At 69.1% G+C, this 20,518-nt stretch carries 19 protein-coding genes; 7 read left to right on the top strand and 12 right to left on the bottom strand.

The features are described 5' to 3' along the window. Positions 1 to 1,080: an IS5 family transposase gene (locus BDD16_RS05590; protein WP_179633032.1), complete on the top strand. Its 1,080-nt coding sequence runs from the start codon at positions 1 to 3 to the stop codon at positions 1,078 to 1,080. A gap of 91 nt (positions 1,081 to 1,171) precedes the next feature. Here BDD16_RS05590 and BDD16_RS05585 read toward each other — a convergent pair whose 3' ends face one another. Then, entirely contained in the window at positions 1,172 to 2,176 is a 1,005-nt protein-coding gene (locus tag BDD16_RS05585; protein ID WP_179633031.1) for a glucose-6-phosphate dehydrogenase, read from the bottom strand. Positions 2,177 to 2,508: 332 nt separating this feature from the next. On the opposite strand from BDD16_RS05585, the gene BDD16_RS05580 reads away from it, so the two are divergent. After that, positions 2,509 to 2,964, top strand: coding sequence for a fasciclin domain-containing protein (locus BDD16_RS05580; RefSeq protein ID WP_179633030.1), 456 nt, complete (start codon positions 2,509 to 2,511; stop codon positions 2,962 to 2,964). Between the two features lie 4 nt (positions 2,965 to 2,968). Here the strand turns inward: BDD16_RS05580 and BDD16_RS05575 are convergent, their stop codons facing one another. The 7 genes from BDD16_RS05575 to BDD16_RS05545 form a co-directional block, all read right to left on the bottom strand. After that, positions 2,969 to 3,766, bottom strand: a complete 798-nt coding sequence (locus BDD16_RS05575; protein WP_310732860.1) for a M48 family metallopeptidase — start codon at positions 3,764 to 3,766, stop codon at positions 2,969 to 2,971. Between the two features lie 19 nt (positions 3,767 to 3,785). Continuing rightward, a complete protein-coding gene (locus tag BDD16_RS05570) occupies positions 3,786 to 4,541 on the bottom strand; it encodes a lysophospholipid acyltransferase family protein (protein WP_179633029.1) in 756 nt (251 codons plus the stop codon). Between the two features lie 14 nt (positions 4,542 to 4,555). Further along, positions 4,556 to 5,194: a D-glycero-beta-D-manno-heptose 1,7-bisphosphate 7-phosphatase gene (gene gmhB / locus BDD16_RS05565; RefSeq protein ID WP_179633028.1), complete on the bottom strand. Its 639-nt coding sequence runs from the start codon at positions 5,192 to 5,194 to the stop codon at positions 4,556 to 4,558. A 1-nt stretch (position 5,195) separates the two neighbouring features. Then, positions 5,196 to 7,337, bottom strand: a complete 2,142-nt coding sequence (gene glyS, locus BDD16_RS05560; protein WP_179633027.1) for a glycine--tRNA ligase subunit beta — start codon at positions 7,335 to 7,337, stop codon at positions 5,196 to 5,198. Positions 7,338 to 7,340: 3 nt separating this feature from the next. After that, positions 7,341 to 8,324 carry a glycine--tRNA ligase subunit alpha gene (gene glyQ / locus BDD16_RS05555; protein ID WP_179633026.1) on the bottom strand — a complete coding sequence of 328 codons (984 nt, stop codon included), beginning with the start codon at positions 8,322 to 8,324 and terminating at the stop codon, positions 7,341 to 7,343. A gap of 63 nt (positions 8,325 to 8,387) precedes the next feature. Continuing rightward, complete coding sequence (locus BDD16_RS05550; protein WP_310732861.1) at positions 8,388 to 9,101, bottom strand: nucleotidyltransferase family protein; 714 nt, start codon at positions 9,099 to 9,101, stop codon at positions 8,388 to 8,390. A 67-nt stretch (positions 9,102 to 9,168) separates the two neighbouring features. Further along, on the bottom strand, positions 9,169 to 9,765 hold the full coding sequence (locus BDD16_RS05545) for a hemerythrin domain-containing protein (protein ID WP_310732862.1): 597 nt from the start codon (positions 9,763 to 9,765) through the stop codon (positions 9,169 to 9,171). Positions 9,766 to 9,932: 167 nt separating this feature from the next. Here BDD16_RS05545 and tkt point away from each other — a divergent pair, with 167 nt between their 5' ends. Together tkt and gap are read left to right on the top strand one after the other, a co-directional pair. Next, positions 9,933 to 11,984, top strand: coding sequence for a transketolase (gene tkt, locus BDD16_RS05540; protein WP_179633025.1), 2,052 nt, complete (start codon positions 9,933 to 9,935; stop codon positions 11,982 to 11,984). Between the two features lie 103 nt (positions 11,985 to 12,087). After that, positions 12,088 to 13,089 carry a type I glyceraldehyde-3-phosphate dehydrogenase gene (gene gap, locus BDD16_RS05535; RefSeq protein ID WP_179633024.1) on the top strand — a complete coding sequence of 334 codons (1,002 nt, stop codon included), beginning with the start codon at positions 12,088 to 12,090 and terminating at the stop codon, positions 13,087 to 13,089. A gap of 78 nt (positions 13,090 to 13,167) precedes the next feature. Here the strand turns inward: gap and BDD16_RS05530 are convergent, their stop codons facing one another. Genes BDD16_RS05530 through BDD16_RS05520 form a run of 3 tightly spaced genes read right to left on the bottom strand, consistent with a single transcriptional unit; the run spans position 13,168 to position 15,327 of the window. Further along, complete coding sequence (locus BDD16_RS05530) at positions 13,168 to 13,998, bottom strand: hypothetical protein (RefSeq protein WP_179633023.1); 831 nt, start codon at positions 13,996 to 13,998, stop codon at positions 13,168 to 13,170. After that, complete coding sequence (locus BDD16_RS05525; RefSeq protein WP_179633022.1) at positions 13,992 to 14,780, bottom strand: biotin--[acetyl-CoA-carboxylase] ligase; 789 nt, start codon at positions 14,778 to 14,780, stop codon at positions 13,992 to 13,994. Before BDD16_RS05525 ends, BDD16_RS05530 begins: the two co-directional genes overlap by 7 nt. 49 nt (positions 14,781 to 14,829) lie before the next feature. Further along, positions 14,830 to 15,327, bottom strand: a complete 498-nt coding sequence (locus BDD16_RS05520) for an SET domain-containing protein (RefSeq protein WP_179633021.1) — start codon at positions 15,325 to 15,327, stop codon at positions 14,830 to 14,832. A 130-nt stretch (positions 15,328 to 15,457) separates the two neighbouring features. Between BDD16_RS05520 and BDD16_RS05515 the strand changes: the two genes are divergently transcribed. Next, entirely contained in the window at positions 15,458 to 18,043 is a 2,586-nt protein-coding gene (locus BDD16_RS05515; RefSeq protein WP_179633020.1) for a DNA topoisomerase III, read from the top strand. Between the two features lie 53 nt (positions 18,044 to 18,096). Further along, positions 18,097 to 19,083, top strand: a complete 987-nt coding sequence (locus BDD16_RS05510; RefSeq protein ID WP_179633019.1) for an AEC family transporter — start codon at positions 18,097 to 18,099, stop codon at positions 19,081 to 19,083. A 29-nt stretch (positions 19,084 to 19,112) separates the two neighbouring features. Here the strand turns inward: BDD16_RS05510 and BDD16_RS05505 are convergent, their stop codons facing one another. Next, on the bottom strand, positions 19,113 to 19,655 hold the full coding sequence (locus tag BDD16_RS05505) for a PIN domain-containing protein (RefSeq protein ID WP_179633018.1): 543 nt from the start codon (positions 19,653 to 19,655) through the stop codon (positions 19,113 to 19,115). 120 nt (positions 19,656 to 19,775) lie between these two features. Between BDD16_RS05505 and BDD16_RS05500 the strand changes: the two genes are divergently transcribed. Continuing rightward, positions 19,776 to 20,510 carry a YbaK/EbsC family protein gene (locus BDD16_RS05500; RefSeq protein ID WP_179633017.1) on the top strand — a complete coding sequence of 245 codons (735 nt, stop codon included), beginning with the start codon at positions 19,776 to 19,778 and terminating at the stop codon, positions 20,508 to 20,510. The last annotated feature ends 8 nt before the right edge of the window (positions 20,511 to 20,518 follow it).

Raw genomic sequence — 20,518 nt, 5'->3', positions numbered from 1 at the left:
ATGATCACACCCCGCACCAAGCCATCGAGCTTCTTTCCTGAGGAGGCCGCGGACGACCTGTTCGTGGTGCAGCAGCGCAAGGCCAAGCTGGAGGGCTACGTGCAGACGCTGGCGGCGATGGACGAACTGATCGACTTCGCAGCGATGGCCTCGGCGGTGGACAAAGCTTGCCCTCGCGCTGACCGCAGCAAGGGCGGACGCCCGCCGTACCCGACCGAGGCGCTGGTGCGCATGGTGTTCCTGCAAGGGCTGTACAACCTGTCGGACGAGCAGTGCGAGCACCAGGTGCTCGACAGGATGAGCTTCCAGCGGTTCTGCCGGCTGGACGGCGCGCTGAACATTCCGGACGCACGCACGCTGTGGAACTTCCGGCAGCGGCTGGCCGAAGGCGGGCTGGGAGGCCGGGCGATTTTCGAGGCGTTGAGCCAGCAGTTGCAGCGGCACGGCTTCATCCCGAGGGGCGGGCAGATCGTGGACGCCAGCATCGTGCAGGCGCCGATCACGCAGGCCAACGCCCGGGAGCGCGAGGCGCTGAACAAGGGGGAGGCGCCCGAGGGCTGGAGCAAGAAGCGCCTGGCGCACACCGACCGGGACGCGCGCTGGACGCAAAAGCACGGCAAGGCGTACTACGGCTACAAGCTGCACGGCAACGTGGACGCACGCTACAAGCTGATCCGCCAGATGAAGATCACGGCGGCCAACGCGGACGACGGACAGCAACTGCCCGACGTGCTGCAGGTGGCGAACACGCGCAAGCGGCTGCTGGCCGACCGGGGCTACGACAGCGCGGCCAACCGTCAGACGCTGCAGCAGCACGGACTGGCCGACGGCATCGCACGTCGCGCCAAGCCAGGGCAGACGGCCAAGGTTCGGCTCAAGCAGCGCAACAAGACGATCAACCGCACGCGGGCACGGGTCGAGCACGTCTTTGCGGCGCTGAGCCAGCAGGGCGGCAAGTGCGTGCGGGCGATGACGCTGGCGCGCAATGCGCTGGCGATCACGCTGCAGTGCGCGGCCTACAACGCGCGCAGGCTGGTGTGGCTGGTCAAGAGCGCAGGTGCGTCCGCACAGCCCGCGTGAGGGGAAAAACCCCGTCGCGGGGTACCGCGACGGCGGGGACAGCGGCTGGCAGCCGTCATCCACTGCTCGTCTGAGCTGGATTTGTGCAGGCTCAGACCAGGTTCAGGGCTGCAGGGCCGGTTTCTAGAAGTGCCCCAAAGGGTGTGCTCGCAGTGCTACGCCTTGATGGTTCGCAACCAGCGCCAGCACTCTCACGCACGCGAATACCACATTGCTGGTTCATCTTCCGTTCAGGTGGCTGATGTAGAAGTTTGCCCAGTTCCAGCCTGCCAACGGGTGTAAAACCATTGTTCTTATCCTCGCTGATCGGCACCGGCTCCAGCGAAGTCGGCGGCTCCATCGCCATGAAAGCCAGGATCTGGAACAGGTGCGTCACCACCATGTCGCGGTAGGCGCCGGTCTGCTCGTAGAAGCCGCTGCGCTTGCCCAGGCCGAGCGTCTCGGGCACGTCGATCTGGACGTGGTCGATGAAGTTGCGGTTCCAGATCGGCTCGAACAGGCCGTTGGCGAAGCGGAACGCCAGGATGTTCTGCGCCGGCTCCTTGCCGAGGAAGTGGTCGATGCGGTAGATCTGTTCCTCCGCGAAGACCTCGTGCAGCTTGGCGTTCAGGGTCACTGCGCTGGCCAGGTCGGTGCCGAAGGGCTTCTCCATCACGATGCGCGAGCGCTCGACCAGCCCCGCCGCCCCCAGCAGGCGCACCGCCGACAGCGCCGCGTTCGGCGGCACGCTCAGGTAGTGCAGGCGGCGGCATTCGCTGCCCAGGCTCTGCTCGGCGCGGTCCACCGCGGCTTTCAGCGCGTCCGCGCCGGCCGACAGCGGCACGTACTCCAGGCTGGCGGAGAACGCTTCCCAGTCCGCGTCGGGGATCTTGCGGCTGAAGAACTCGCCGAGTGCGCTGCGGGCGGTCTGGCGGAAACCGTCGGTGTCGAGGTCGTCGAGCGACACGCCGATGATCCGGCAGCCGGGGATGAAGCCCGCGCTGGAGAGATGGAACAGGCCCGGCAGCAGCTTGCGCTTCGCCAGGTCACCGGTCGCACCGAACAGGACGACGACCTGCGGAAACCGCGGACCGACACCGGGAGGAATCTTGGCCACTGTGCACCTCGGCTGGGGGTAGGAAGGAACAAGGAATGGAGGGCTTTGCAATTGCCGGACCAGCGCGATCGCTTGCCCGGCAGCCGGCTGGGCGGCCGGAGCCACCTTCACCTTAAGCTGTGGCTCATCCAGTGAGCCACCTCATGGCGCGGGCGGATGCAGAGGTTCGGCATACAAGTCATTGATTCACAAGAGATTTTCTCAGCTGTCGTCAGTTTGAATCGCAGAGACTGCACGGACTTGCACCGCTTGATCCCTCCCTACGATGGCGCCTCGGACCGTGAAACGTCCTGACCGATCCCATCCCGGAGCGGTCTCAACTGGAGCACGTCATGAAGAAGACCCTCATTGCCCTCGCCCTGACCTTCGGCAGCGCCACCGCCGCGCTGGCCGCCGACATCGTCGAGACCGCCGTGCAGGCCGGCAGCTTCAAGACCCTGGTCGCCGCCGTGCAGGCGGCCGGCCTGGTGGACACGCTCAAGGGCCCGGGCCCGTTCACCGTGTTCGCCCCCACCGACGCAGCCTTCGCCAAGGTGCCCAAGGAAGCGCTGGATGCCCTGCTCAAGGACAAGGCGGCGCTGACCAAGGTGCTGACCTACCACGTCGTGTCCGGCAAGGTGATGGCCGCGGACGTCAAGGCCGGCAAGGTCCGCACGGTGCAGGGCCAGGAGCTGACGCTCGGCACGACCAGCGGCGTGACCGTGGACAGTGCCCGGGTCACGGCCGCCGACGTGGTGGCGAGCAACGGCGTGATCCATGTCATCGACACGGTCGTGATGCCGCGCTGAGCGGTCAGTCGAAGACCGGAACCACCCCGTCCTTCAGCGTGCGCCGCCGGGCCTCGTAGTCGGGCATCACGGCCCGCACGATGGCCCAGAAGGCCGGGCTGTGGTTCATCTCGCGCAGATGGGCCAGTTCATGCACCACGACGTAGTCGAGCGTGGCCAGCGGAAAGTGGACCAGGCGCCAGTTCAGCCGCACGCTGCCGTCGCTGCTCGCGCTGCCCCAGCGGGTGCGCGCCGAACTGAGCCGCAGCCGGATGACCTGCACGCCCATCGCCGCCGCGAAGTGCGCGATGCGGGCCTCGAACAGCGCGCGGGCCTGCTGCTGCAGCCAGCGCTGCACGCTGTCGCGGATCTGTGCGGGCGTGGCGCCCGCCGGCAGGCGCAGGTGCAGCGTGCGCGGCTGGCCGAGGTGGGGCTGCGCTTCCTGCAGCACGGTGCGTGTCAGCGTGCCCGTGGTGCGCACGAGCAGGTCTTCGCCGAGGTAGGGGACCCGTGCACCGTCACGCCATGCGATCCGCGCTGCATCGATCTGTACCAGACGCTGCCCCTGTTCGGCGAGCTTGCGCAGGATCCAGTCCGCCTTGAGCTGCACCGCACCGTCGATCTGCGGCTGGCTGACCCAGCGCGGCGCGCTCACCGCCAGCCCGCGCGGGCCGACGACGAAGCCGATGGTGCGGCGCGTGGCGCGCTTGAGCAGGTAGCCCAGGTGCAGGCCGCCGAGCACCAGCTCGCGGTTGGCTTCGGCTGGGCGCAGCAGCGCTTCGGAGTGGGCGAGCCCGGTGTCGGCGGTGGAGCGTGGGGACACGGGCACGATGCGCGGCCGGTCAGCCTTGCGGTGTGGTGTAGGCCTCGGGGTCGAGGCGGCGCATCTCGGACTCGATCCACGCCTCGACCTCGCGCATCAGGTCGTCCGGGCGGCGGCCCTGCGGATGGATCGGGCGGCCGATGGAGATGTCGATCGTGCCCGGGCGCAGCAGGAAGCTCTTGCGCGGCCAGCAGCGCGCCGAGGTCACGGCGATCGGCACCAGCGGCGTCTTCGTCGTCACCGCCAGCCGCGAGGCGCCGGACTTGTACTCGCCCTGGCTGCCGCGCGGCGTGCGCGTGCCTTCGGGGAACATGATCATCCAGGTGCCCTGGGCCATGATCCGCGTGCCCTGCTCGACGACCTTGCGCCAGGCGTCCGAGCCGCGGCCGCGGTTGATGTGGACCATGTCCAGCCGGCCGATGGCCCAGCCGAAGAAGGGGATGTAGAGCAGCTCGCGCTTGAACACATAGGCCAGCGGGTGCGGCATCAGCGCGGGGAAGGCGAAGGTTTCCCAGGTCGACTGGTGCTTCGGGACCAGGATCACCGAGGCGGTGCCGTCGGCCGCGGTCGGCACGTGTTCCATGCCCTGCACGCGCCAGTGCACGCCGCAGATCCACTGCGCGCCCAGGATCGCCACCTTGAGCCAGCCTGCGCACAGCCAGTACAGCGGCGCACCGCGCGTGAACGCCGAGGCGAGCACGGCCACCAGGCTCCAGGGAATCACGGTGACGATGAGCCAGAGCAGGAAGACGGCAGAACGCAGGTAGATGAGCATGGACAGGGATCGGTTCAGGCAGGAGCGCCACCACCCGCGAGGCGCTTGCCTTCGGCGCGGGCGTCGCTGTGTTTCTTGCGTTCGGCGCCGAGCAGGGCTTCGGCGAAGGTGGCGAGGCTGGCGTGCACGGTCAGCCCGGGGATCTGGTCGCGCAGGGCCTGCACACCGGCCTCGTCGAGCGTGGCGGCCTTGCCGGTGCGCACCAGGTGCGGCGCGCAGCCGACGGCGGTGGCCGCCTGCAGGTCGCGCAGCGTGTCGCCGACGGCCGGGATTGCCGACATGTCGTCCAGCCCGAAGCGCAGCCGGATGTCCTCGAACAGCCCCGGCAGCGGCTTGCGGCAGCGGCAGTCGTCTTCCGGGGCGTGCGGGCAGAAGAACACCGCGTCCACCCGGCCGCCCAGCGGCGCGAGCAGGGCGTTCATCTTCAGGTGCATCTCGTTGAGCGTGTACATGTCGAACAGCCCGCGCCCGAGGCCCGACTGGTTGGTCGCGATGACGACGTGCCAGCCGGCCTGGTGCAGCCGGGCGATGGCCTCCAGCGCCCCCGGGATCGGCACCCATTCCTCCGGGGACTTGACGTAGTCGTCGCGGTCCTCGTTGATGGTGCCGTCGCGGTCGAGGACGACCAGCCGGATGGCGCTGCGCTCGCCCATGTCAGCTCGCCAGCCGGGACAGGTCGGCGACGCGGTTCATCGCACCGTGCAGCGTCTTCAGCAGGCCGAGGCGGTTGGCGCGCAGGGCGGGGTCTTCGGCGTTGACCATCACGTCGTCGAAGAAGGCGTCCACCGGGGCCTTCAGCGCGGCGAGGGCCTGCAGGCTGGCGGCGTATTCGCCCTGCTCGAACAGCGTGTCGGCCTGTGGCTGCACCGACTGCAGCGCGGCGGCCAGCGCCTGCTCGGCGGCGTCCTGCAGCAGCGCGGCGTCGATCCTTGCCTCGACCGTGCCCTCGGCCTTCTTCAGGATGTTGCCGATGCGCTTGTTGGCCGCGGCCAGCGAAGCGGCTTCCGGCAGCGCCGAGAAGGTGCGCACCGCGGCCAGGCGGCGCGGGATGTCGCCCAGGCGGCTCGGTGCCAGCGCGAGCACGGCGTCCACTTCCTGCGCGCTGTAGCCCTGTTCGCGCAGCGACACCGACAGGCGGTCGGCGAAGAAGGCGCGCAGCGGCGTGCTCGGGTCGGTGATGCGCTCGCCGAAGGCGGGCAGGGCGGCCTGGATCAGTTCGTTCAGGTCCAGCGGCAGGTGGTTCTCGACCAGGATGCGGATCACGCCCAGCGCGTGGCGGCGCAGCGCGAAGGGGTCCTTGTCGCCGGTCGGCAGCTGCCCGATGCCGAACAGGCCGACCAGCGTCTCCAGCTTGTCGGCCAGCGCCACGACCGTGCCGGTGTGGTTGCGTGGCAGCGCGTCGCCGGCGAAGCGCGGCTTGTAGTGGTCCTCGATGGCGATGGCCACGCCGTCGCGCAGGCCCTCGTGGCGCGCGTAGTAGCCGCCCATGATCCCCTGCAGCTCCGGGAACTCGCCGACCATGTCGGTCAGCAGGTCGGTCTTGGCCAGCAGCGCGGCCTGCTGCACCTTGCTGTCGAGCACCTTGAAGTGGTCCTCGGCGTCCACCGTGTACGGCAGCGTCGCCATGCTCAGCTGCTGCACGATGGCGTGGCCGATGGCGCGCACACGCTCGGCGCGCTCGCCCTGGGTGCCCAGCTTGCCGTGGTAGACGACCTTGGACAGGCCCTCGACCCGCGAGGCCAGCGTCTTCTTGCGGTCCTGGTCGAAGAAGAACTTGGCGTCGGCCAGGCGCGGGCGCACGACACGCTCGTTGCCCTGGATCACCGCGCTCGGGTCGGCCGGGCTGATGTTGCTGACGATCAGGAACTTGTGGGTCAGCTTGCCGTGGCTGTCCAGCAGCGGGAAGTACTTCTGGTTGGCCTTCATCGTCAGGATGAGGCACTCCTGCGGCACGGCGAGGAACTCGGCCTCGAACTGGCAGGTCAGCACGTTCGGCCGCTCGACCAGCGCGGTGACCTCGTCGAGCAGCGCGTCGTCGTCGATCGGCTTCAGGCCTTCCTTCGCGGCGGCGGCGGTGAGCTGGCGCACGATCTCGGCGCGGCGGGCGTCGAAGCCGGCGATCACGGCGCCTTCGGTGGCGAGCTGCTCGGCGTAGCTGTCGGCGTGGCGCAGCGTGACGGTCGGGTTCGCGGCCTCGAAGCGGTGGCCGGTGGTCGTGCGGCCGGCGGTCAGGCCGAGCGTCTGGATGTTCACCACGTCATCGCCGTGCAGCGCCACCAGCCCGTGGGCGGGGCGCACGAAGTGCACGCTCGACCAGCCATCGGCGAGCTGGTAGGTCATGACCTTGGGGATCGGCAGCTTGGCGAGTGCTTCGTCCAGCGCCTTCTGCAGCCCGTCGGCCAGCGTGGCGCCGGCGACGACCGAGTCGAGGAACAGCGCTTCGGCCTTGCCGTCCGGCTGGCGCTTGAGCTGCGGCACGACCGAGGCGTCGGCGCCGACCGCGGCGAGCTTCTTCAGCAGCGCGGGGGTGGGCTGACCATCGGCCGTCAGCGCCACGGCGACGGGCATCAGCTTCTGCTGCACCGACTTGTCGGCGGCCTTGGCCGCGACGCCCGTGACATGCACCGCGAGGCGGCGCGGCGACGCGAACGGCGTCACCACCGCATCGGCACCGGCCAGACCGCTGGCCTTCAGCGAGGCGGCCAGCGTGCCGGCGAACGATTCGCCCAGCTTCTTCAGCGCCTTGGGCGGGAGTTCTTCGACGAAGAGTTCAACGAGGAGGTTCTGCGTGCTCATGGTTCAGGCGGCCTTCTTCGAGTCGTTCTTGGCTTCGTGTTTCGCTTCGTTCTTGGCGGCTTCGGCATCGATCTTCGCGATCACCTCGTCGGCCCAGTCCTTCGGCGCCATCGGGAAGCCCAGGCGCTTGCGGCTGTCGAGGTAGGCGGCGGCCACGCTGCGCGCGAGGTTGCGGATGCGGCCGATGTAGGCGGCGCGCTCGGTCACGCTGATGGCACCGCGGGCGTCCAGCAGGTTGAAGGTGTGCGCGGCCTTGAGCACCTGCTCGTACGCGGGCAGTGCCAGCTTCTGCGTCATCAGGTGCTGGGCGTTGCCTTCATGCGCGCCGAAAGCGTGCAGCAGGAACTCGACGTTGCTGTGCTCGAAGTTGTAGGTGGACTGCTCGACCTCGTTCTGGTGGAACACGTCGCCGTACTTCAGGTCCGCCGCGCCGTTCGTGCCCTTGGCGTAGACGAGGTCGTAGACGTTCTCGACGCCCTGCAGGTACATCGCCAGCCGCTCCAGCCCGTAGGTGATCTCGCCGGTGATGGGCTTGCAGTCGATGCCGCCGACCTGCTGGAAGTAGGTGAACTGGGTCACTTCCATGCCGTTCAGCCAGACTTCCCAGCCCAGGCCCCAGGCGCCGAGCGTGGGGTTCTCCCAGTCGTCCTCGACGAAGCGGATGTCGTTCTTCTTCAGGTCGAAGCCGAGTGCCTCCAGCGAGCCGAGGTACAGCTCCAGGATGTTGGCCGGCGCGGGCTTGAGCACGACCTGGTACTGGTAGTAGTGCTGCAGGCGGTTCGGGTTCTCGCCGTAGCGGCCGTCCTTGGGGCGGCGGCTGGGCTGGACGTAGGCGGCCTTCCACGGCTCGGGGCCGAGGGCGCGCAGGAAGGTGGCGGTGTGGCTGGTGCCGGCGCCGACTTCCATGTCGTAGGGCTGCAGCAGCGCACAGCCCTGGGCGTCCCAGTATTCCTGAAGGCGAAGAATGATTTGCTGGAAGGTCAGCATGGTGGTGGGCAGCTTGGAGGACGAGGGAGGGCGTGGGGGGCTTGGACTTGTTTGGCGTGAATTCTAGGCGCCAGGGTGGGGCTGTCCTTGCAGCGCTGCGAGTTGCGCCGGCGTGCCGACGTTTTCCCAGCGCCCGACACCCGCTTCCAGCCCGATCCGGCCGGCCGCGACCCCACTGATCAGCAGCGGCCCGAGGGCGGCGCGGCGCCCGGCAGGCAGCCCCGCGCAGAGCGTCGGTCGCATCAGCGCGAAGTTGGCGTAGGTGACGCGTTCGCCGGCGAGGTCGAAGTCGCCGCGCGGGTGGTAGGGCGGGTTCGGCACGACCCAGAGCCGGGCGTCCTGGCCGCTGGCGAGGAAGTCGTCCACGCGCGCCTGGTCAAAGCGGAAATCCGGCGCCCAGATGTCGCCCGAGACGACCCAGAAGGCCTCGCGGCCGTCGGCGCAGAGCCAGTCCTGCACGGTGGCGATGCCGCCGGCCGTCTCCAGCGCGCCGCCGTAGTCGCGGCCTTCGTGCGAGTAGCGGATGGCGAGACCGAAGCGCGCTCCGTCGCCGAGCACGGCGGGGAAGCAGTCTTCCAGCCACGCGGTGTTGACGACCACCTCGCGCACGCCGCCGCGGGCGAGGGCGAGCAGGTGCCACTCGATCAGCGGGCGTCCGAAGACCGGCAGCAGCGGCTTCGGCGTGGTGTCGGTCAGCGGGCGCATGCGCTCGCCACGGCCCGCGGCGAGCACGATGGCGCGCGGCGGCAGGGAGGGTGGGGTGGTGGAGGTATTCACGGGCTCCGGAGTGTAGAGCCCGCTGTGGCGTCCGGGGCCTGCGCCTGCGGGTCGCCTGCGCGGCCTGTCAGGCTGCGCCCCCCAGGCCGATGGGGGCCGGCGCGGTGCGCACGATGCGGCTGAAGAGCTGCTCGTATTCGGCCGACGGCGGGTGGCCGGTCAGCGGGTCGCGGTTCTCGCTGAAGGCGTCGTCGAGCACGGCCCAGTCCGCAGGTTCCAGCACCTGCTGCGCCAGCGGCAGCACGACCTCCTCTTCGAGCTGCATGTGCTTCAGGTAGAACGACAGGTAACGCTCCACCGCCTGCTCGAATCCGTCGCGGCGGCTGTCGCCCAGCATCTCCCAGGACAGCAGCGTGTGCTCCAGATCGCGGATCGCCCGTTCGCCGACGCCGTGGTCGCGGTCGAGTTTTTCGAGGATCTCGCCAGCGCTGTCGCTGCGGGCGCGGATCAGCGGGAACAGCAGGTCGGTCTCCTTGCGGTGGTGCAGCCGCTCGGGGAATTCGTCGATGTAGAACAGCATCGCGCGCAGCACGTCGAAGCGCACGGGCGTGCCGTCCTGGCGGTGCTGGCGCAGCAGCAGGTGCAGCGAGCTGAGCATGGCGCTGAGGGCCTGGTGCTCCTCGCGGATGATGCGGATGGCGGTCGGTGTGGGCATCGCGGACATGGTGGGGGCGTCTCCTGGGCTCGGCTGTGGCGGCTGGTGCGTGCAGCGTCGCAGCTTCCCTCCCGGCCGGGTTGACGGCCGTCAAGGGATGTTTCAGCGGGCCCCATGGCGCTGCCGTTTAAAATCCTCGATTCGCCCTCCCGACCACACCTACTCTGCTTGTGTCCATGGCCGCCACACCTGTTTCCCTCTCTTCCTCGATGGCCAACGCCATCCGCGCACTGGCCATGGACGCCGTGCAACAAGCCAACTCCGGTCACCCCGGCGCCCCGATGGGCATGGCCGACATCGGTGTGGCGCTGTGGAAGCGCCACCTCAAGCACAACCCGGCCAATCCGCAGTGGGCCGACCGCGACCGCTTCGTGCTGTCGAACGGCCACGGCTCGATGCTGATCTACGCGCTGCTGCACCTGACGGGCTACGAGCTGTCGCTGGACGACCTGAAGGCCTTCCGCCAGATGCACAGCAAGACCCCGGGCCACCCGGAAGTCGGCGTGACCCCCGGCATCGAGACCACCACCGGCCCGCTCGGCCAGGGCATCACCAACGCGGTCGGCATGGCGCTGGCCGAGAAGCTGCTCGCCGCCGAGTTCAACATCGACGGCCACACCATCGTCGACCACCGCACCTACGCCTTCCTGGGCGACGGCTGTCTGATGGAGGGCATCAGCCACGAGGCCTGCGCGCTGGCCGGCGCCTGGAAGCTCAACAAGCTGATCGCGCTGTACGACGACAACGGCATCTCGATCGACGGCCAGGTCGCCCCCTGGTTCATCGACAACACGCCGCAGCGCTTCGCCGCCTACGGCTGGAACGTCATCGACGCGGTCGACGGCCATGACATCGACGCCGTCGACGCTGCCATCGCCCAGGCCAAGCTCAGCACCGACAAGCCGACGCTGATCGTCTGCAAGACCCACATCGGCAAGGGCTCGCCGAACCGCGCCAACACCTCCAAGGCCCACGGCGAGCCGCTGGGCGCCGCCGAGATCGCGCTGACCCGCGAAGCGCTGGGCTGGTCGGCCGAGCCGTTCACCATTCCCGCCGATGTCGCCGCCGCGTGGGATTGCCGCGCCGCCGGTGCCGCCGCGCAGGCGGAGTGGGACGAGCGCTTCGAGGCCTATGTGCGCGCCTGCCCGACACAGGCGGTCGAGTTCGAGCGCCGCATGATCGGTGACCTGCCGGATGCCTTCGCCGAGATCGCCGTCGATGCGGTCGGCGATGCCCATGACAAGGCCGAGACCGTCGCCAGCCGCAAGGCCAGCCAGCTCGCGCTGGAGCACTTCACCGCACAGCTGCCCGAGATGCTCGGCGGCTCGGCCGACCTGACCGGCTCGAACCTGACCAACACGAAGAGCACGCCCGCGCTGCGCTTCGACGCGGCGGGCGCCCCGGTGCGCAACGCCGAAGGCCAGCTCGGCCGCCACATCAACTACGGCGTGCGCGAGTTCGGCATGGCCGCGATCATGAACGGCATCGCGCTGCACGGCGGCTACATCCCCTACGGCGGTACCTTCCTGACCTTCAGCGACTACAGCCGCAACGCCATCCGCATGGCCGCGCTGATGAAGCTGCGCGTGGTCCACGTCTTCACCCACGACTCCATCGGCCTGGGCGAAGACGGCCCGACCCACCAGTCGATCGAACACGCCGCCAGCCTGCGCCTGATCCCGGGCCTGGATGTCTGGCGTCCGGCCGACACCTGCGAGACCACCGTGGCGTGGACCATGGCGCTGGCCAACCGCAACCGCCCGAGCGCGCTGCTGCTGTCGCGCCAGAACCTGCCCTACGCCCCGAAGTCCACGGCCGACGAGATCACCAAGGGCGCCTACGTGCTGTCCGAGCCGAGCGACGTCGGCTTCAAGAAGGGCAAGAAGCCGGACGCCGTGATCATCGCCACCGGCTCCGAGGTGCAGCTCGCGCTGGCCGCGCAGGCCGAACTGGCCAAGGACAAGATCGCGGTCCGCGTGGTCAGCATGCCGAGCACGACCGTGTTCGACCGCCAGAGCGTCGAGTACAAGTCCGACGTGCTGCCGCGCAAGGTGCCGCGCATCGCCGTCGAGATGGGCGTGACCGACTTCTGGTGGAAGTACGGCTGCGCGGCGGTCATCGGCATCGACACCTACGGTGAATCGGCCCCGGCCGGTGTCCTGTTCAAGCATTTCGGCTTCACGACGGAGAACGTCGTGGCCACCGTGCGCAAAGTCCTCGGCGAATAAGGCCGGACACGCGAAACTCGGGTGATTTGCCCGGGTTTTCGCGGGCTGTTTCGAGTCTCAGGTCCCAGGTTTCCAGGTTTCCCATTCCCACAGGAGTTTTCCCATGACCATCAAGATTGGCATCAACGGCTTCGGCCGCATCGGTCGCATGGTGTTCCGCGCTGCGGTGCAGAACTTTGCTGACGACATCGAAATCGTCGGCATCAACGACCTGCTGGAGCCGGACTACCTGGCGTACATGCTCAAGTACGACTCGGTCCACGGCCGTTTCAAGGGTGAAGTCTCGGTCGACGGCACCAGCCTGGTCGTCAACGGCAAGAAGATCCGCCTGACCGCGGTCAAGAACCCGGCCGAGCTGGCCTGGGGCGACGTCGGCGCCGACATCGTCATCGAGTCGACCGGCCTGTTCCTGACCAAGGAAACTGCCGAAGCCCACCTGAAGGCCGGTGCCAAGAAGGTCATCCTGTCGGCTCCGTCGAAGGACGATACCCCGATGTTCGTCTACGGCGTGAACGACAAGACCTACGCCGGTCAGGCCATCATCTCCAACGCGTCGTGCACGACGAACTGCCTGGCGCCGGTCGCCAAGGTGCTGAACGACACCTGGGGCATCAAGCGCGGCCTGATGACCACGGTGCACGCGGCCACCGCCACGCAGAAGACCGTGGACGGCCCGAGCAACAAGGACTGGCGCGGCGGCCGCGGCATCCTGGAAAACATCATCCCGTCGTCCACTGGCGCTGCCAAGGCCGTCGGCGTGGTGATCCCCGAGCTGAACAAGAAGCTGACCGGCATGGCCTTCCGCGTGCCGACGTCTGACGTCTCGGTCGTGGACCTGACGGTCGAGCTGGACAAGCCGGCGACCTACGCCGAGATCTGCGCCGCCATGAAGGCCGCCAGCGAAGGCGCCATGAAGGGCGTGCTGGGCTACACCGAAGACAAGGTCGTCGCGACCGACTTCCGTGGCGAGCCGTGCACCTCGGTGTTCGATGCCGAAGCCGGCCTGGCCCTGGACAGCACCTTCGTGAAGGTCGTGTCCTGGTACGACAACGAGTGGGGCTACTCGAACAAGTGCCTGGAAATGGCGCGCGTCATCGCCAAGTGATCAGACAGGGCCTGCGGGTCCGCTGACGCAGAAAGGCTCCGCGAGGAGCCTTTTTTCATGGGCACGTCGCCGCGAGCGTCAGCGTTTGCAGGTCTCGAACAGGTGTCCGCTCAGCCGCGGCTTGAGTGCCGCGACGCGTTCCTGGATGTCGGCGTCGGCCTTCTGGATGCGCACCGTGTGCAGCGTCGTCGGCTTGACCAGCGGCACCACGCGCACGTACTTGACCTTCTGCCCCGTCAGGCGGGTCTGCAGGGCACGGGCATCGGCCTCGACGCCGTAGCGTCCGAACAGGAAGCCCGGCAGGTATTCCTCGGGCAAGTCCTGCGCCTCCTCGAAGGCGATCTCCATCTTGCGCAGCTGCTCGGCGCGCTTGTCCATGATGACGCGGCTCTTGTAGGGGCCGACGTAGACCATCCAGTTGCCCGGCTTCTCGCGGGTGATGAGCTGCCAGGGACCTTCGCCCAGCGTGTTGCGCAGTGCGCGTTCGGCCGTCCGCCATTCGGCTGGCGTGAAGGGGCCTGCTTCGAGGCAGACCGGGGGAGGCGGTGCCGGCGTGGGGGTGGGGGTGGGGGTGGGCGCCGATGCGGCCGCTGGCAACGGGGGTGCGGTGGCCATGTCACCAGCGGCGCTGGCCGGGGCGGGCGGTTCGGAGGCCTCGGGTGCGGGGATCTGGCTCGCTGCGGAGGGCGCCACCACAGGAGGCACGGCCGATGCCGGTGCCGGTGTGCTTGCGGCCATGCCGCGCGGCGGAACGATCCGCAGCGCCGCTGCATCGATCTGGGCGCTCAGCCGCTGCGGCTCGCGGTCGCCATCGGGCGAGAGGCCGAGCACGCCGGTCAGCCAGCCCTGCGTCCAGCCGTAGAAGGCCAGATTGGCCAGCACCAGGATCACGACCAGCGCTCTCAGCATGGACGCACGCTCACTTCGCCGCTGTGGAGGGCATGGAGGGCGCCGAGGGCATCGCGCACCTGCAGCGAGCCGTCCGCGGACAGGCCGCAGGCCACGCCGGTGAGGGCGCCCGCCTGCACGCTGCGTCCGGCCAGCACGTCCCGCGCGGCATAGCGGGCGTGCAGGGTCGACAGGCCCTCGGACTCGAAGGCCAGCACCGCGCGCAGCAGCGGCCCGGCCACCCGGTGCAGCACCTGCGGGGCGGTCAGCGCCGGCTCGAATTCCTGCAGGCAGGCGTAGCCGGTGCGGAAGGTGTCGGGGTCCTGCGGTGTCTCGGGCAGCGGGGCCACGTTCAGGCCGGCGCCGATCACGACCCAGCGCTCGCCGGGGCGCAGGCCGGGCTCCGCCAGCGGCGTGACCTCGATCAGGATGCCGCCGAGCTTGCGGTCGTCGCCGCGCAGCCAGAGGTCGTTGGGCCACTTCAGGCCGATGCGATCGCCCAGGGCTTCGGCCAGCGCGAGACCGACCGCCAGCGACAGCCCGCTCCAGTCGGCGGGGGCCAGCTTCAGCCCGAGCGAGAAGGTCAGCGCCTGGCCCGGCTGCGACCACCACGGGCGACCCAGGCGGCCCCGGCCGGCGCGCTGGCGCTCGGCGACCAGCAGGCACGGGGCATCCAGACCCTGGCGACCGCGTTCGATGAGCCGCGTGTTGGTGGAGTCCGTCTCGGCCAGCACCTCGATGCTCAGGCCCGGCGCCTGTGGTTCCAGGTCTTGCCAGAGCGTTTCGGCGTCCCAGTGCAGCATGGTGGTGGTCGTGGTAGTCGGGGCTGAGCGGAGGGCGAAGGGCGCTGGATCAGCGCTTGGGGCCGAGCATCGTACCCCGGCAGTCTGGTGCGCCGCAGCGACACGCGTAAGCTTTCTTCAGTTTCGCGGTGTAGCGTTCATCGATCACCAGTCGGTAGTCAAAGAACAGCTCCTCCCCGGGGGCGATGTCGCGCAGGGCCTTGATGAAGATGCGGCCGCCATCGTCCTCGGTCTCGCAGTTGGGCGCGCAAGCGTGGTTGATCCAGCGGGCCGAATTGCCGCGCACGCCGCCGTCGATCACCTGCGTGTCATCGATGTGGAAGTAGAAGGTGTGGTTCGGGTCGGACGGATCGTGCGGGTGGCGGCGCAGGGCCTCGTCCCACGGGATGACTTCGCCCTTGTATTCGATGATGATCTCGCCCGCCTTCAGCGGGGCCTGCGCGTAGACGCCCTTGCCGTGGACGCCGGAGCGGCGCACCTGCAGGCGGCGCTGTCCCCGGGGCCGGGGAGGGCGCGGCGCGGTCGAATCTGGCGGCAGTGCAGACATGGCAGTGCGAGATTGGTTAGATTGGGGTGTGGGCGTGTGCGTGCCCGTGTGTGTGCGTGTACGCGTATAGCCGTGGATTGTAGGGAGCACCCTGACGCAGGGTCGGGTGCAGCAGCAGAGTTCGAACATCATGAGCAAATCTCTCGTCATCGCCGAGAAGCCTTCCGTCGCGCAGGACATCGTCCGCGCGCTGACGCCCATGTGCGGCAAGTTCGAGAAGCACGACGACCACTTCGAGAACGACCGCTACGTGGTCACCTCCGCCGTCGGCCACCTCGTCGAGATCAAGGCGCCGGAGGAGTTCGACGTCAAGCGGGGCAAGTGGAGCTTCGCCAACCTGCCGGTGGTGCCGCCGCACTTCGATCTGGCGCCGATCGACAAGGCCAAGAGCCGCCTGAGCGCGGTGGTCAAGCTGATCAAGCGCAAGGACATCACCGATCTGGTCAACGCCTGTGACGCGGGGCGCGAGGGTGAACTGATCTTCCGGCTGATCGAGCAGTACGCGCTCGGCAGCAAGGTCGGCACGAAGCCGGTGCAGCGCCTGTGGCTGCAGAGCATGACGCCGCAGGCCATCCGCGACGGCTTCGGCAAGCTGCGCAGCGAGGCCGACATGCGCGGCCTGGCCGACGCCGCCCGCAGCCGCAGCGAGGCCGACTGGCTGATCGGCATCAACGGCACCCGCGCCATGACCGCGTTCAACTCGCGCGACGGCGGCTTCTTCCTGACCACGGTCGGGCGGGTGCAGACGCCCACGCTGTCGATCATGGTCGAGCGCGAGGAAAAGATCCGCAAGCACGTTGCACGCGATTACTGGGAAGTTCGCGCCGATTTCGGGGCCGATGCCGGCGTGTACGAAGGCAAGTGGTTCGACCCGAAGTTCAAGAAGGACGACGACGCCGAGCGCCGCAGCGACCGCCTGTGGAACGCCGACGAGGCCAAGGCGATTGCCGACGCTGTGCGTGGCCAGTCCGGCACCGTGCGCGAGGAAGCCAAGCCGAGCACGCAGGCCAGCCCGCTGCTGTACGACCTGACCACGCTGCAGCGCGAGGCCAACTCGCGCTTCGGCTTCTCGGCCAAGACGACGCTGTCGATCGCGCAGGCGCTGTACGAGAAGCACAAGGTCCTGACCTACCCGCGGACCGACGCGCGTGCGCTGCCCGAGGACTATGTCGCCGTGGCGAAGCAGACGCTGGACATGATCGCCAGCGAGGACCTGCCCGGCCCGCTGCAGGATCTGGCCACGCACGCCCGCAAGGCGCTGAAGGAGGGCTACGTCAAGCCGACCAAGCGCATCTTCGACAACTCGAAGATCTCGGACCACTTCGCCATCATCCCGACGCTGCAGGCCCCCAAGAGTCTGACCGAGATCGAGGCCAAGCTGTACGACCTGGTGGTCAAGCGCTTCATCGCGGTGTTCTACCCGTCGGCCGAGTTCATGGTCACGACCCGCATCACGCAGGTGACCGCGGCCGGGAAGGAGCACCAGTTCCAGACCAACGGCAAGGTGCTGGTGAACCCGGGCTGGCTGGCGGTCTACGGCAAGGAAGCCGCCGGCGAGGACGCCAACCTCGTGGCCGTGAAGCCGGGCGAGATTGTCACCGCCGACGAGCTGAAGATCGCCGCGCTGCGCACCAAGCCGCCGGCCCGCTACAACGAATCGACGCTGCTGAGCGCGATGGAAGGCGCCGGCAAGCTCATCGACGACGAGGAGTTCAAGGCGGCGATGCAGGAAAAGGGCCTGGGCACGCCGGCCACGCGCGCGGCGATCATCGAAGGCCTGATCCTGGAGAAGTACATCCTGCGCGACGGCCGCGATCTGGTGCCCACCGCCAAGGCCTTCCAGCTCATGACGCTGCTGCGCGGTCTGGCGGTGGAAGACCTGACCAAGCCCGAGCTGACCGGCCAGTGGGAGCACCAGCTCAACCAGATGGAGAAGGGCCAGCTCAGCCGCGCCGACTTCATGCAGGGCATCGCCGACATGGCCCGGCGCGTGGTCACCAAGGCCAAGGAATACGACCGCGACACGATCCCCGGCGACTACGCGACGCTGGCCGCCCCCTGCCCGAACTGCGGCGGCGTGGTCAAGGAGAACTACCGCCGCTTCGCTTGCACCGGCGCGGACGGCCACAGCGCCGGCTGCGGCTTCTCGATCGGCAAGATCCCCGGCGGGCGCAGTTTCGAGCTGCACGAGGCCGAGGTGTTCCTGACCGACCACCGCATCGGGCCGCTGGAAGGCTTCCGCTCCAAGGCGGGCTGGCCGTTCACCGCCGAGCTGAAGCTGGTGCGCGACGAGGAAGCGGGCAACTGGAAGCTCGAATTCGACTTCGGTGACGACGCGAAGAAGGAGGCCGAGGAGTCCGAGGCGGTCGATTTCTCCGAGCAGACCTCGCTTGGCCGTTGCCCGAAGTGCGGCAGCGCCGTGCACGAACACGGCACCAACTACGTCTGCGAGCACGCGGTCGGCACGGCGGCGACCTGCGACTTCAAGACCGGCAAGGTCATCCTGCAGCAGCCGGTGACGCCGGAGCAGGTGACGCTGCTGCTGACGACCGGCAAGACCGCGCTGCTCGACGGCTTCGTCTCGAACAAGACCAAGCGCAAGTTCAAGGCCTTCCTCGTCTACGACAAGAAGGAAGGCAAGGTGGTGTTCGAGTTCGAGCCGCGCGCGGCCAAGGTGCCGGCGAAGAAGGCCGCCGCGAAGAAGGCGCCCGCCTGACCCTGCGGCAACCGCGTACGGCGACCGACCTGCCCCGCGCCTAAGCTCGGGGCATGTCGGTCGATCTCTTTCTGAAGCTGTTCACGCTGTTCGTGGTCGTGGGCATCGGCTATGGCGCGGCGCGTGCCGGCCTGACGGGCGGTGTGGTCGGGCTGCGCACGCTGTCGAACATCGGCTTCCTGGTGTTCGTGCCGGGGCTGCTGTTCCGGACCACCGCGACGGTGAATCTGGCGGCGCTGCCGTGGCGGCTGCTGGCCGCGTTCTTCGTGCCGCTGCTGCTGTGGGCGCTGGGCGTGTGGGCCTGGCAGCGCCGGCGCATGGTGCCCGGCACCGACGATCCGGCCGCACCCGCCACGCGCGCGGTGACGCTGAGCTTCGGCAATTCGGTGCAGGTCGGCCTGCCGTTCGCGGCGGCGCTGTTCGGCGAGGAGGGCCTGCGCCTGCACGTGGCGCTGGTCAGCCTGCACGCGCTGCTGCTGCTCAGCCCCTTCACCGTGCTGGCCGAGGCTGACCGCGCCCGCGCCGCCGCCCGCCACACCGGGGCGCTGGCGATCGGCGAGACGCTGCTGACCATCGCGCGCCAGACGCTGGTCCACCCGGTGGTGCTGCCGGTGCTGCTGGGCCTGGCGTGGAACCTGACCGGGCTGGCGCTGCCGCAGTGGCTCGACAGCGTGCTGAAGATGCTGGGGCAGGGCGCCGTGCCGCTGTGTCTGGTGCTGATCGGCGTGGCGCTGGACCAGTACGGGCTGGGGCCGCGCTGGTCGGTGCCGGCGGGCATGGCCGCGCTCAAGCTGCTGGTGCTGCCGGCGCTGGTGGCCGCGTCGGGCGTGCTGGTGTTCCACCTCGACGGCCTGCCGCTGTCGGTGCTGGTGATGGCGGCGGCGCTGCCGGTGGGCAGCAACGCGCTGCTGTTCGCGCAGCGCTACCGCGTGCTCGAAGGCGAGGCGAGTGCGGTGATCGTGCTGTCCACCGCCGGGTTCGCGCTGACGGCGCCGCTGTGGCTGATGGTACTGGCCTGGTGGCGCGTGGCGGGCGGGTGAGGCGGCTGGCCTGAGCGGTTCAGTGCGGCTCAGGGCGGGTGGCGGGTGGCGCGGCGCAGCGGCGCGGGATCGATGGCCGACGCCCGCAGCAGGTTCAGGAACGGCTCCTGCGCCATCACCTCGAACGGCAGGCGGGCCTGCATCGCCAGCAGCGCGGGGTCGCTGGTCACCAGCACGTGCGCCTTGCCGGCCATGCCCAGCTTCACGAAGGCCAGACCGCCCGGTTCGATCTGGCCCGGCGCCGCCGCGAGCGGCACGCGGACCTTGAGCACATAGGGCAGGTACTCGCCTAGCATCTGCTGCTGCTCCGCCACCGAGAAGGTCAGCGGCGCCTGGCCGAGCTGGCGGGTCAGGTCCAGCAGCGTGTCGCGGCAGACCATCGGCCGGCAGAATCCGTTGCGCCAGGCCCGCCGCAGCCGCGTGGCCATCGGCCCGCCAAACACGAGCGCCGAGAGCACGACCGTGTTGTCGAGCACGACGCGGGGCGGGTGTCCGTCCAGATCGAGCGCGGTCCTGCTACCTGCGGGCAGTGGCGTGGTGCTGGCGGAGCGGGGGTGGGGGACCATGGACATGCGGTGCACATGATCGCCCCGTGGCGACGGGGCCGGAACCCCTGGTGTCCCTTCAGCCAGGGGGCCTGTGCGAACATGCCCCGGTATTGCTGCACATCAGATCAGACCAGGGTCATACGCATGGATCGCACCGAATTCTCCCCTCGCCACCAGGCACTGCCGGACGGCGTCCGCCGCGTGCGCGAGGTACTGGCCGAGCGCGGCCATCCCCACGCGCCACGGATGCTCGACGTGCCCGCCCGCACCGCCCAGGAGGCCGCCGACGCCCTCGGCGTGCAGCTCGGGCAGATCGCCAAGAGCGTCATCTTCCGCCGGCGTGCCGACGAGGTGGCCGTGCTGGTCGTGACCTCCGGCGATCTGCGGGTGGACGAACGCCGGGTCGCGGCCCTGGTCGGGCCGGTCGGGCGGGCGGATGCCGACTTCGTCAAGGCACGGACCGGCTTTTCGATCGGGGGCGTCTCGCCGGTCGGCCATGCCACGCCGCCGGTCGTGCTGATCGACCGCGCGCTGTTCCGCTTCGGACAGATCTGGGCGGCTGCGGGCCATCCCAATGCGGTGTTTCCGCTCGCACCGGCGGAGTTGTCCGCGCTGACCGGCGGTGCGCCGGTCGCAGATGTCACGCAGCCTGCTCCCGTGTCCGCTCCCGCGGTCGCTCCGGTCCAGCGCCCGGCCAGCCCCTGCATCAACGTCTGCCGCATGGATGCGCGCACCGGCTGGTGCGAGGGCTGTCTGCGCACGATCGCCGAGATCGCGGTCTGGTCCCGGCTCTCGGCGGCGGAGCGCGAGCCGATCTGGGCGGCGCTGCCCGCCCGGCAAACGGCGTCCAAAATTGATATTCATCACGCTCAGGATTAACCCTAGCC

Origin of the sequence: Sphaerotilus montanus (genome assembly GCF_013410775.1) — a bacterium.
In the GTDB taxonomy this organism is placed as follows: domain Bacteria; phylum Pseudomonadota; class Gammaproteobacteria; order Burkholderiales; family Burkholderiaceae_C; genus Sphaerotilus; species Sphaerotilus montanus.
Note: the sequence above shows the minus strand (reverse complement) of the source record. Positions and strands in the feature narration are given on the sequence as shown.

Excerpts from the sequence above, each read along its gene's own strand:
- BDD16_RS05590 (WP_179633032.1), top strand. The coding sequence starts at position 1 with ATGATCACACCCCGCACCAAGCCATCGAGCTTCTTTCCTGAGGAGGCC.
- BDD16_RS05580 (WP_179633030.1), top strand. The coding sequence starts at position 2,509 with ATGAAGAAGACCCTCATTGCCCTCGCCCTGACCTTCGGCAGCGCCACC.
- BDD16_RS05570 (WP_179633029.1), bottom strand. The coding sequence starts at position 4,541 with ATGCTCATCTACCTGCGTTCTGCCGTCTTCCTGCTCTGGCTCATCGTC.
- gmhB (WP_179633028.1), bottom strand. The coding sequence starts at position 5,194 with ATGGGCGAGCGCAGCGCCATCCGGCTGGTCGTCCTCGACCGCGACGGC.
- glyS (WP_179633027.1), bottom strand. The coding sequence starts at position 7,337 with ATGAGCACGCAGAACCTCCTCGTTGAACTCTTCGTCGAAGAACTCCCG.
- glyQ (WP_179633026.1), bottom strand. The coding sequence starts at position 8,324 with ATGCTGACCTTCCAGCAAATCATTCTTCGCCTTCAGGAATACTGGGAC.
- BDD16_RS05545 (WP_310732862.1), bottom strand. The coding sequence starts at position 9,765 with ATGTCCGCGATGCCCACACCGACCGCCATCCGCATCATCCGCGAGGAG.
- tkt (WP_179633025.1), top strand. The coding sequence starts at position 9,933 with ATGGCCGCCACACCTGTTTCCCTCTCTTCCTCGATGGCCAACGCCATC.
- gap (WP_179633024.1), top strand. The coding sequence starts at position 12,088 with ATGACCATCAAGATTGGCATCAACGGCTTCGGCCGCATCGGTCGCATG.
- BDD16_RS05530 (WP_179633023.1), bottom strand. The coding sequence starts at position 13,998 with ATGCTGAGAGCGCTGGTCGTGATCCTGGTGCTGGCCAATCTGGCCTTC.
- BDD16_RS05525 (WP_179633022.1), bottom strand. The coding sequence starts at position 14,780 with ATGCTGCACTGGGACGCCGAAACGCTCTGGCAAGACCTGGAACCACAG.
- BDD16_RS05520 (WP_179633021.1), bottom strand. The coding sequence starts at position 15,327 with ATGTCTGCACTGCCGCCAGATTCGACCGCGCCGCGCCCTCCCCGGCCC.
- BDD16_RS05515 (WP_179633020.1), top strand. The coding sequence starts at position 15,458 with ATGAGCAAATCTCTCGTCATCGCCGAGAAGCCTTCCGTCGCGCAGGAC.
- BDD16_RS05510 (WP_179633019.1), top strand. The coding sequence starts at position 18,097 with ATGTCGGTCGATCTCTTTCTGAAGCTGTTCACGCTGTTCGTGGTCGTG.
- BDD16_RS05505 (WP_179633018.1), bottom strand. The coding sequence starts at position 19,655 with ATGTCCATGGTCCCCCACCCCCGCTCCGCCAGCACCACGCCACTGCCC.
- BDD16_RS05500 (WP_179633017.1), top strand. The coding sequence starts at position 19,776 with ATGGATCGCACCGAATTCTCCCCTCGCCACCAGGCACTGCCGGACGGC.